Source organism: Streptomyces sp. NPDC002573 (genome assembly GCF_042889625.1).
In the GTDB taxonomy this organism is placed as follows: Bacteria; Actinomycetota; Actinomycetes; order Streptomycetales; family Streptomycetaceae; genus Streptomyces; species Streptomyces gibsoniae.
Genome location: NZ_JBIARC010000057.1, coordinates 39049 through 49848, shown reverse-complemented (window position 1 = coordinate 49848; position 10800 = coordinate 39049). Strand labels below are relative to the sequence as shown.

Sequence of the window (10800 nt, the reverse complement as noted above, 5' to 3'; positions counted from 1 at the left end):
ATCTGGCAGCCCGTCGCCGTCAGCTCCGCGATCTGCTGCAACGTGGCACCGATGTCCGACGTACGCGTCGTCGTCATCGACTGCACCGACACCGGGGCCCCGCCCCCGACCGCCACCGGCCCGACATGGATCTGCCGCGACGCGCGTCGCTCCGCGATCGGCCGGGCCGGCACCTCGGGGATGCCCAAGGAAACGGCGGTCATGGTCTCACCTGTTGTTTCCGGGGTTCTGGGCCATCGTCTCGCGCATGGCCCGCAGGGATTCCTTCAGGGAGCCCATGGTGGCCAGCACGGCGGTCGGCTCGTAGCCGCAGTGCGCCATGCAGTTGGCGCAGCGCGGGTCCTTGCCGCGGCCGTACTTGTCCCAGTCGGTCTCCTCGATCAGCTCCCGGTACGTCGGCACATACCCGTCGCTCATCAGGTAGCAGGGCCGCTGCCAGCCGAACAGCGAGTAGTTCGGGATCGCCCAGGCCGTGCACTGGAAGTCGACCTTGCCCTCGAGGAAGTCGAGGAACAGCGGCGAGTGGTTGAGCCGCCAGCGGCGCCGGTTGCCGCCGGAGAACGCCTTCTTGAACAGCTCGCGGGTCTGCTCGACGCCCAGGAAGTGCTCCTGGTCGGGCGCCTTCTCGTAGGCGTAGGCGGGCGAGATCATCATCTCGTCCACCTGCAGGTCGTCGTTGAGGAAGTTGAGCACCTCGATGACGGTCTGCGGGGTGTCGGTGTTGAAGAAGGTCGAGTTGGTGGTGACCCGGAAGCCACGCCGCTTGGCCTCCTTGATGGCCTCCACGGCCTCGTCGAACACGCCCTCCTTGGCCACGGACTCGTCGTGGCGCTCACGCAGGCCGTCGATGTGCACCGCGAACGCGAAGTACGGCGACGGCGTGAACTTGTCCATCTTCTTGCGCAGCAGCATGGCGTTGGTGCAGAGGAAGACGTACTTCCTGCGGTCCACCAACTGCCGCACGATCTCATCGATCTGCGGATGCATCAGCGGTTCGCCACCGGCGATCGACACCATCGGCGCACCGGACTCCAGGACGGCACCCACCGCCTGGGCCACCGGCATACGCTGCTTGAGCACGCCCGCCGGGTGCTGGATCTTGCCGCAGCCCTCGCACTTCAGATTGCAGGCGAAGAGGGGTTCCAGCTCGACGATGAGCGGGAACTTGTCCCGCCCGCGCAGCTTCTGTTCGAAGAGATACGTCGCAACCTTGATGGACTGGCGCAGCGGCATGGCCATCTGGCTCACCTCCGGGGGAGCAACAAGGAACGGTGCCATTCGAAAAAAGCGGGAAGGACGGCACGAAGTACACGGAAGGCTGATATTCCACCGCGCAAGGTGCCGATCCTGACAAGTTCATGTTCTGGAGCGTCCACGACCACCCGGACGGCCGCAACCGGACGGGCGCCCGTCCGTACGGCGCCGTGCAGCGTGGCCGCGGACTCCATGTCGACCGCGATCGCCCCGGTGGCGAACAGGTGCGACCGCTCCTGACCTCGGACGACATGGTCCGAACCGGTGAGCGGTCCGGTGTGGACCGTGCGCCCCGGGAGGCAGCGCACAAGCTCCTTGACGAGCAGCTCGGCGCCCACGCACGGGGTGGTGCCGCGCGGGTCCCGGGTCTCCTCGGCGACGACCAGGTCACCGGGGTGCATACCGGGGGCCAGCCCCGCGCAGAAGCCCGTGGCGAGGACGGCCGCCCCGGCCTGGTCCGGGTCGGCGAGCGCCCGGATGACCGAGCGTTCCGCCGCCCGGGGGCCCATACCCGTACGGAGCAGTGTGACGCGCCCGCCAGCCCCGCTGCGGTCGCCGCTGCGCAGGGCGAGGTGCTCGATGCCGAGCGCGCAGGCGATCAACAGCGGGGCTGTGGCGGGCTTCTGGCTCATCTGCTCCCCTTGGCCCCGGCGAACGGCTCGCCGTGGACGTAGCGGCCGAGCGCGGTGAGCGGGAAGACCTGCCGGTAGAGGTGGTAGTTGATGGAGAAGTCCCAGGGGAAGCCGGTGCCGGTGAAGTACGGCTCGTCCCAGGATCCGTCCTCGTTCTGGGTCCGGGCGAGGAACTCGACGCCGCGTTGCGCCGCCTTGCTCTCCGTCTCCCCCGCGGCCAGCAGCGCGAGCAGCGCCCACGCCGTCTGCGAGGCGGTGGAGGCGCCTCGGGCGCTCCACTCCCGGGCGTTGTGGTACGAGCGCAGATCCTCCCCCCAGCCGCCGTCGTCGTTCTGCACCCGCTCCAGCCAGGCGACGGCTCTGCGGATCGCCGGGTGCGCCGCGGGCAGGCCGGCCGCCGTCAGCGCGGGGACCACCGAGCCGGTGCCGTACACGTAGTTGACGCCCCAGCGCCCGAACCAGGAGCCGTCCGGCTCCTGTTCGGCCAGCAGCCACTCGATGCCGCGCCGGGTGCGCGGGTCGTGGGAGAGGCCCTCGACGGCGAGCATCTCCACGACATGCGCGGTGACATCGGCCGACGGCGGGTCGATGACCTCGCCGAAGTCGCAGAACGGCAGCCGGTTGGGGAACGGGCTGGTGTTGTCGACGTCGAAGGCGCCCCACGCGCCGTTCTTCGACTGCATGCCGAGGTTCCAGCGCACACCCCGCCCGATGGCCTTCTCCAGCCGTTCCGGATCGGGGTGGCCGACCCGGCGCAGCGCGAGGACGACCTCGGCGGTGTCGTCGATGTCCGGGTAGTTGTCGTTGTGGAACTCGAACGCCCAGCCGCCCGAGGGGAGTTGCGGACGCCGTACGGACCAGTCGCCGGGCCGGACGATCTGCTCGGTGAGCATCCAGTCCGCGGCCTTCACGAGCTGCGGATGGTCGGCGGGCAGTCCCGCGTCGGCGAGCGCGATGGTCGCGAGGCAGGTGTCCCACACCGGGGACTGGCACGCCTCGATCATCCGGGCCCCGTCCTCGCGCCACACCGCGAAACGGTCGAGGGAGGCGAGGCCCTCGCGCATCACGGGGTGCTGGAGGTCGTAGCCGATCAGATGCAGGGCGATGACCGAGTACACCGCGGGCGGCTGGATGCCGCCCCAGCAGCCGTCATTCTCCTGCCGTTCGATGATCCAGCGGGCGGCGGTGTTCATCGCGGCTCTGCGCAGCCGGCGCGGGGCGACCTTGCGGAACCGGTGCAGCGCCTTGTCGAGCCGCTGGAAGACGCCGTCCCAGCTCACCACCGGGGCGAGGTCCCGGGCGGGGTTGGGGTCGTCGGGGTCGGTGTGCAGTTCGTCCAGCGGGAACGGTGCGGGCCGCACCGGGCGTTTCGCGGAGACGATGGTGAGCGGCACGATCGTCTGGCGGGCCCAGCATCCGAAGTCGTAGATGTTGAGGGGCATCCACTTCGGGAAGTAGATGAGCTCCGGCGGCAACTCCGGCAGGTCCTCCCACTTCCACCAGCCGAAGAGCGCGAGCCAGATCCGGGTGAAGACGCGGGAGGCGGCGATGCCGCCCTGCGCGCGAACCCAGGCGGAGGCCTTGGCCATATGGGGCTCGTCGGGCGCGTCCCCCGCCAGGCGCAGGGCGACGTAGGCCTCGACGGTGGCGGACAGTTCGCCGGGTCCGCCGAAGAAGGTGGCCCAGGTGCCGTCCTCGCGTTGCTCGCCGCGGATGAACAGCGCGGCGGCTCGGGTGGTCTTCTCGTCGGAGATGCCCAGGAACTGACGGAGCAGCAGGTCCTCGGCGTCCATCGTGACGTTCGTCTCGAGGTCGCCCTTCCACCAGCCCTCGGCGTCCTGCCGCGCGAGCAGGAAGTCTGTCGCGCGCCGCATGGCGCGCTCGGCGGCGTCTCGAGTGCCGTCCGTCCCGGCCGCCTCCGGGAGCGATACGTCGGTTTCGCTGGCCGAGGCAGCGCGGGGCGGCAGGGCTCCGGTGCTTCCGTCGGTCGTCGCTGTCATGGCTTCCCCTTCGTGCAGTCGTGCGAGTCGTGCTGCTGTGGGTCCGCCGTCGGCCGGTGGGTCTGCGCGGTGGGGCTCCCCCGCTCATGACGTCCCCCCGCTCGGACAGATCGGGAGTGGGGGGAGGTCAGGAGTGAGGGGGAGGCACCGGCCGGCGACTACGCGAGGTGTATTCGACCGATATTGATCATCTCTTTCGTACGACGACGAAGTCGGCGAGCGCCGTGAACTGCGCGCGCACCTCCTGGGGCATCCGGACCGAGGCCAGCGCCTCGACCGCGATCGTGTGCTGGCGACGCGCCTCCTCGGCGGTCCACTCGCGGCCGCCCGCCTCCTCGATGAGCGCGGCGCGCGCGGCGAACTCCTCCTCGGAGAAGTTCTCGAAGTCGCTGCTCTTGGCATCCTCCGCGAGCAGCCGGCCGAGCCGCTCGGAGGCGGGTCCGCCGGCCGCCAGCGCGGCCACGACCGGCAGGGACTTCTTGCGCTGACGCAGATCGCTCCAGGTCTGCTTGCCCGTGGCCTCCGGGTCGCCCCAGATGCCAAGGAGGTCGTCCACGGCCTGGAAGGCGAGGCCGAGGTGGTAGCCGTACTTCTCCAGGGTGTCGGCGGTCGCGTCGTCGGCACCGCCCAGGACCGCGCCGATGGAGGAGGCGCAGGCGAGCAGGGCGCCGGTCTTGTTGCCCTCCATCTCCAGGCACTCCGCGACGCTGACCCGGTCGCGGTGCTCGTAGGAGATGTCCTGCGCCTGACCGTCGATCAGGGCGCGGGAGGACCTGGTGAGACGACGGGTGGCGCGGCCGGCCTCGACGGTGCCGAGCTCCAGCAGCACCTCGTTGGCCAGGGCGAACAGCGCGTCACCGACGAGGATGGCCTGGGCGGGGCCGTGCACCTTCCACACGGTGTCGCGGTGGCGGCGCTGTTCGTCGCCGTCCATCAGGTCGTCGTGCAGCAGCGAGAAGTTGTGCACCAGCTCCACCGCGACCGCGCCGGGCACGCCGACCTCGGGGGCCTGGCCCGCGGCCTGGGCGGAGAGCAGGGCGAGGGCGGGACGCACGGCCTTGCCGCCGTCGCCGTCCGCGGGGTTGCCCTCGGCGTCGATCCAGCCGAAGTGATACGAGGCGACGGTGTCCATGGGCGGTGCCAGGCGGTCCACTGCCTCCCGCAGCACCGGGGTGGCCAGGGTCCGGCCGCGCTCCAGGAGCGCGGACACGTCCACCGCGGTCTCTCGAGCGGCCTTCTCGGCCGGGGGCACAGTGGGCACAGTCTCTCCTCTTGTTGCGATACCGGGGGTGCGGGAACCGGTTCCGTGCGCGGGGACGCTCATGGTCATGCCGCCTCCTCGAAGAGGTCGGGGAGGTGGGCGCCGGACCGGCCCAGGGCGTCCAGCGCGGCACCCGCCGCGCCGACACCGCTGCGGACCGCACTCTCCATGGTCGCGGGCCACCCGGTGGCGGTCCACGCTCCGGCCAGGTAGAGGCCGGAGGCCTTGGTGCGGGCGCCGGGCCGCAGCCGTCCGACGCCGGGACTGGGGGCGAACGTGGCCGCGCGCTCCCGGGTCACGAAGAAGTCCTTCACCTCGGCGCCGCGGGCGGCGGGCAACAGCCGTTCGAGCTCCGGGAGATAGCGCTCGCGCAGCACCGACACCGGCTCGTCGATCTCGTCCTGGGCGGCCGACTGGGACAGCGCCAGGTACTGGCCCTCCCGCAGTCCGGAGGCCTCGGTGCGGTCGAAGACCCACTGCACCGGGGAGCCGAGCGCCGCGAAGAAGGGGCGGCCGAGCACCTTGCGGTCGTAGACGACATGGACGTTGAGGATCGGCGCCGTGCCGATCTCGAGCAGTCGTTCGGGGGCGTCGAGGGCTCCGGCGGGCAGCAGATCGTGCGCCTCGCGCTGCGGTACGGCGAGGACCACCGTGTCGGCCTCGATGTGCTCGCCGGGAACCTGAACGCTCCAGCCCCCGTTTTCGTTAGGGGAGATGGAGGTGACGCGTGTACGGACCTCGGTACGGACGCCCGCGGAGTCGAGCGCCTTGCGGGCCAGCCGGTCGTGCAGTTCGCCCAGCGGGACGCGTGCCCAGCCGATGTCGGCCGCGCCCGGGTCGGACAGCAGACCCGTCTTGAACACCATCGCGGCGAGCCCGAGCGAGGAATCGCCGGCCACCGCGTTGAGGGTGGCGACCCCGACCAGGTCCCACAGTGCCTCGATGGCACGCGCCGACTGACCGTGCGCGGCCAGCCAGCTGCCGAAGTCCTGCGTGTCGAGTGCGGGATCCGTGAGGTCCAGTGCGCGGAGCGCCAGTGCGGCACGCCCGACTCTGGCGCGCTCGGCGAGGGAGAGATGGGGGTAGGTGGCGAGGCTGCGCCCGAGGTGCAGGGGTACGGGCAGCGCGTCGCGCCGCAGTCTGCCGAGCCGTCGTCCCGGAGCCCGGTCGGCGTCGAGAACGGGCACGTCGAGACGATCCTGCAGGGGTGCCAGTGCGGAAGCGTCGATGCGGTCGAGGAACCAGCGGTAGGCGGTGCAGCACCGCAGATAGACGTGCTGGCCGTTGTCCACGGTCAGCTCGCCCCGGTGGAACGAGAAGGCGAGACCACCCAGCCGCGGCCGTCCCTCCAGCAGGGTGACCCGCACCCCGGCGTCGGCGAGCGCCAGCGCGGCCGTGATCCCGGCGAGTCCCCCGCCGACCACGACGGCGGACGCCCCGGAGACGGACGGCGCCTCGCGGTGACCCGGCCTGTCCGCGGGCGGGCCGTCCGGCTGTGTGGCCTCGCTCATCGTGCTTCCTCCCCTGCAGGTTCGCCCTGTTGCTTGAACGATGCACGGCGGACCGTCGCAGTCAGGGACGCCGCGCCGCACCGGAGGGTTGCCTGCCGTTTTTCGCCGGTGGACTCACCGTCCTGGGGGCCGCCCATCAGCCGCGCCTCCTGACCGTGCGCCGGGAGACGTTCCGGGCGTCGAGACCCGACAGTCCGCGCACGGCGACGTACGCCTTCTCGCGTCCCGGCAGCGAGACCCGGCCGCGCAGCACGGCCTCGGGCTCACGCTCGATGCGGTCGAGGAGCCGGCGGTAGATGCCGGCCATGGCGGCGACACAGGCGCCGCTGCGCCGGTCGAGCAGGGGCAGCAGCCGGTAGCCCTCGGCGAAGAGCGCACGGGCCCGGCGCACCTCGAAGTGCACGAGACCGGCGAAGTCGGAGCCCTCGGGCGGGGTCGGTCCGGGGAAGCCGGCCGAGCAGCCGAACTTGGCGAGGTCGTCGGCGGGGAGGTAGACGCGTCCGCCCTCGGCGTCCTCGCGGACGTCCCGGAGGATGTTGGTGAGCTGCAGCGCGAGCCCCAGCGTGTCGGCGTACTCCGGCGCGCGCTCGGCGCCGGGAGCCCCGGGCTCCGTGCCGAACACGCCGAGCGAGAGGCGTCCGATGGCTCCGGCCACACAGCGGCAGTAGACCTTCAGCTCGTCCCAGGTCTCGTAGGCCTCGCCGCGGACGTCCATGAGCACGCCGTCGATGAGCTCGTCGAGACCGCCGAGCGGGATCGGGAAGTGTGCGGCGGCGTGGGTGAGGGCGACGGCGACCGGGTCGGTGTCGTCCTCGGCCACCTTGCCGTCCCGGACGCGGCCCAGCAGCGCCCGGGTCTCCTCCAGCCGTGCGGTCTTGACGTCGGCGGCCAGCACGCCGTCGCCGATGTCGTCGACCCGCCGGGAGAACGCGTAGAGCGCCGACATCGCACGCCGCTTGGGCGTCGGCAGCAGCCGGATGCCATAGGCGAAGTTGCGGGCCTGCTGCCCGGTCACGGCCTCGCAGTAGCTGTACGCGGCGAGTACCGGCGGGGGCACGTGCTGTTCCGACTCCACGGTCCGGATCACCCCTCTCCTCGCAGAGTCACGCCCACCTCGCGCAGCAACCGGAGCTTGCCGGGCTTGGGCGGGCCGGAAAGTACGTCGTATTCGGCGGCGGCGATCGCGCCGATCGCCGCCCTTCCTCCCGCCACGAAGCCCGCGAGCAGCAGCCTCAGCCTGCCGTGGACGCTACCCACGAGGGGGGCGCCTTCATTCAGGAGATCTCGGGCGCGTTCCGCTTCGTACGCGACCAGCGCGCGCACCGATGCGCCGGTTGCGGTCATGGCGAGATCCGTCTCCTGGACATGGAAGCGCTTCATGTCGGCGGCGGGCAGATAGATCCGGTCGCGGCCGAGGTCCTCGGCGACATCCTGGAGGTGCTCGACGATCTGCAGAGCCGTGCAGATCGCGTCGGAGCGGCGGATGCGCTCGGGGGTGGCGGTGCCGGTGACGCCCAGGACGAGCCGGCCGACCGGGTCGGCGGACAGTTCGCAGTAGGCGAGGAGGTCGTCGTAGGTCTCGTACCGCTTGACGAGCTGGTCCTGGCGGTTGGCGGCGATCAGGCCGAGGAACGGCTCGGGGGTGAGACCGGCGCGCCGGACGGTGGGCTGGAGGCGGCGCAGCAGGGGGTGGCGCGGGGTCGCGTCGAAGACGCGGTGGAGATCGGCCTCGAAGGCGTCCAGAAGAGTGAGGCGATCCTCGGCCTCCTCGGGCGACACGCCGAGGAGACGGGCGTCGGCGCCACCGGGGGCGAGGTCGCCGTCGCCGATGTCGTCGACGAGGCGCGCGAAGCCGTAGACGGCCATCAGATCGGCGCGCCAGGCCCGGGGCAGGAAGAACGGCGCCACGGGGAAGTTCTCGCCCGCGGCCTTGTCGAGGGTGGCGCGCTCCGGGTCGCCGGTACGCGTCGTCCCGGCTTCGGTCACCGCTCGCCGCCCGGCGCGGAGACGGCACATGCCTCGCGGAGCTGGAGACTTTCCGTAGCCATTGCCGTCACATCTCCCGTTCTACACTGCCGACCCATTACATCCTATTTCGGACACGCCGCCCCGCCGTCCATGCAGCGCGGCAGGTAGGGGGGTGTAGGGCATTATCGCCCCAGTTGCCGCGAATCAGCACCGGTACAGCTTACGTTGTACAACTAACGGAGCTCCGGCGGGGTGTCCTGCAGATCACAACAACACACCGATTGGCGTCAAGATTCCTAAGGCCAAACAGAGTTGGCCTTTCCTTTGCAGTCGTGGGGCCCGGCCGAAACCCTCCGGCCGGGCCCTCGATCATGGCGGCTCTTACTTGCCCGTGAACTTCTCGTACTCCTTGAGGACCTCTTCGGTCGGGCCGTCCATCCGCAGCTCACCGCGCTCCAGCCACAGGACGCGGTCGCAGGTGTCACGGATCGACTTGTTGTTGTGACTGACCAGAAACACCGTGCCCGCCTCCTTGCGCAGCTCCCGGATGCGGTCCTCGGAGCGCTTCTGGAACTTGCGGTCACCGGTCGCCAAGGCCTCGTCGATCATGAGGACGTCGTGGTCCTTGGCGGCGGCGATGGAGAAGCGCAGCCGGGCGGCCATGCCGGAGGAGTAGGTGCGCATCGGCAGGGTGATGAAGTCGCCCTTCTCGTTGATGCCGGAGAAGTCGACGATCTCCTGGTAGCGCTCCTTGATCTGCTCGCGCGTCATGCCCATGGCGAGACCGCCCAGGATGACGTTGCGCTCACCCGTCAGGTCGTTCATCAGGGCCGCGTTCACACCCAGCAAGGAGGGCTGGCCGTCGGTGTAGACCTTGCCCCGCTCGGCGGGCAGCAGACCGGCGATGGCGCGCAGCAGGGTGGACTTGCCGGAGCCGTTCGACCCGATCAGCCCGATGGCCTCGCCGCGGTAGGCGATGAACGACACGCCCCGGACCGCGTGCACCTTGCGCACCCCGCGCGCCGCGTCGTCGGAGCCCCGCTTGAGGATGCGGCTGAGCGCGGCGGTCGCGCTGCCCTTGCCGGTCTTGGCGCCGTTGACGCGGTAGACGATGTGCAGCTCGTCCGCGATGACGGTGGGGATCCTGGCCCCGGTGTTCTGCTCAGCCACGGCCGTACCGCTCCTCCGCCTTCCAGAAGTACACGAACCCGCCGACGAAGACGACCACCGCCCAGAACAGCGCGATGACCCAGACGTGCGGCGGGAGGTTCGCGGCACCGTACTTCTTGATGAGCGCGAAGCGCATGAGGTCCATGAAGACGGCGGCCGGGTTCACCTGCAACGCGCGGACCACCCATTCGGGGCGGCCGACGAGCATGTTGTGGATGGAGAACATGACGCCCGACATGTACATCCAGGTGCGCAGGATGAACGGCATCAGCTGCGCGAGGTCCGGGGTCTGGGCACCCAGCCGCGCCACGATCAGGGCGAGGCCCGTGTTGAAGAGGAACTGAAGCGCCAGGACCGGGACGATCAGCAACCAGGACAGGCGCGGGTAGCTGCCGAATCCGATGGCCACGGCGAACAGCACGATCATCGAGAACAGCAGCTGCTGGAGCTGCTGCAGCGCGAACGAGACGGGCAGCGAGGCGCGCGGGAAGTGCAGGGCGCGCACCAGGCCCAGGTTGCCGGAGATCGCCCGGACACCGGCCATGATCGAGCTCTGGGTGAAGGTGAAGACGAAGACACCCGTCACCAGGAAGGGGATGTACGTGTCGTGCGACATGCCCCGGCTGGCCTTCAGGATCAGCCCGAAGATCAGGAAGTACACGAACGCGTTCAGCAGCGGGGTGGCGACCTGCCACAGCTGACCGAGCTTGGCCTGGCTGTACTGGGCGGTGAGCTTCGCCTGGGAGAAGGCGATGATGAAGTGGCGCCGCCCCCACAGCTGGCGGACGTAACTGACGAGTCCGGGCCGGGCGCCGCTCACCGAGAGCCCGTACTTGGCGGCCAGCTCGGCCGCGGTCAGCCCGTCATCGGGCGACGGTCGGTCGCTCAACGCCACACCGCCGTCGTGCGTTGTCTCACTCACAGATTGGCAAACTCTCCGTTTCGGGATGCGCGGCCTGCCCGCGCACGGGTGGGAGCCGGGACATGGGTCCCACCCGCTGTTT

Annotated in this window: 11 protein-coding genes; all 11 read right to left on the bottom strand. The window is 70.5% G+C overall.

What is annotated here, in order from left to right:
- A partial coding sequence (locus ACFYX0_RS36075) for a flavodoxin-dependent (E)-4-hydroxy-3-methylbut-2-enyl-diphosphate synthase (RefSeq protein ID WP_355918839.1) occupies positions 1-203 on the bottom strand: 203 nt, incomplete at its 3' end.
- Between the two features lie 4 nt (positions 204-207).
- Positions 208-1239 (bottom strand): adenosyl-hopene transferase HpnH, encoded by a 1032-nt coding sequence (gene hpnH, locus ACFYX0_RS36070; protein ID WP_388977020.1) that lies wholly within the window; start codon positions 1237-1239, stop codon positions 208-210.
- A gap of 5 nt (positions 1240-1244) precedes the next feature.
- Positions 1245-1886 (bottom strand): 1-hydroxy-2-methyl-2-butenyl 4-diphosphate reductase, encoded by a 642-nt coding sequence (locus ACFYX0_RS36065; protein ID WP_355918833.1) that lies wholly within the window; start codon positions 1884-1886, stop codon positions 1245-1247.
- Positions 1883-3886 (bottom strand): squalene--hopene cyclase, encoded by a 2004-nt coding sequence (gene shc / locus ACFYX0_RS36060; RefSeq protein WP_355918830.1) that lies wholly within the window; start codon positions 3884-3886, stop codon positions 1883-1885. Before shc ends, ACFYX0_RS36065 begins: the two co-directional genes overlap by 4 nt.
- A 187-nt stretch (positions 3887-4073) precedes the next feature.
- A complete protein-coding gene (locus tag ACFYX0_RS36055) occupies positions 4074-5210 on the bottom strand; it encodes a polyprenyl synthetase family protein (protein WP_355918853.1) in 1137 nt (378 codons plus the stop codon).
- Positions 5211-5212: 2 nt separating this feature from the next.
- Positions 5213-6658, bottom strand: coding sequence for a hydroxysqualene dehydroxylase HpnE (gene hpnE, locus ACFYX0_RS36050; protein WP_388977018.1), 1446 nt, complete (start codon positions 6656-6658; stop codon positions 5213-5215).
- On the bottom strand, positions 6655-6795 hold the full coding sequence (locus tag ACFYX0_RS36045) for a DUF6380 family protein (RefSeq protein ID WP_388977015.1): 141 nt from the start codon (positions 6793-6795) through the stop codon (positions 6655-6657). Before ACFYX0_RS36045 ends, hpnE begins: the two co-directional genes overlap by 4 nt.
- Positions 6795-7745: a presqualene diphosphate synthase HpnD gene (gene hpnD / locus ACFYX0_RS36040; RefSeq protein ID WP_388977012.1), complete on the bottom strand. Its 951-nt coding sequence runs from the start codon at positions 7743-7745 to the stop codon at positions 6795-6797. The genes ACFYX0_RS36045 and hpnD overlap by 1 nt, the downstream gene beginning before the upstream one ends.
- Positions 7742-8674 carry a squalene synthase HpnC gene (gene hpnC, locus ACFYX0_RS36035; RefSeq protein WP_388977009.1) on the bottom strand — a complete coding sequence of 311 codons (933 nt, stop codon included), beginning with the start codon at positions 8672-8674 and terminating at the stop codon, positions 7742-7744. Before hpnC ends, hpnD begins: the two co-directional genes overlap by 4 nt.
- Positions 8675-9007: 333 nt before the next feature.
- Positions 9008-9796 (bottom strand): ABC transporter ATP-binding protein, encoded by a 789-nt coding sequence (locus ACFYX0_RS36030; protein ID WP_388977007.1) that lies wholly within the window; start codon positions 9794-9796, stop codon positions 9008-9010.
- Positions 9789-10718, bottom strand: coding sequence for an ABC transporter permease (locus tag ACFYX0_RS36025; protein WP_388977004.1), 930 nt, complete (start codon positions 10716-10718; stop codon positions 9789-9791). Before ACFYX0_RS36025 ends, ACFYX0_RS36030 begins: the two co-directional genes overlap by 8 nt.
- Positions 10719-10800 lie beyond the last annotated feature (82 nt).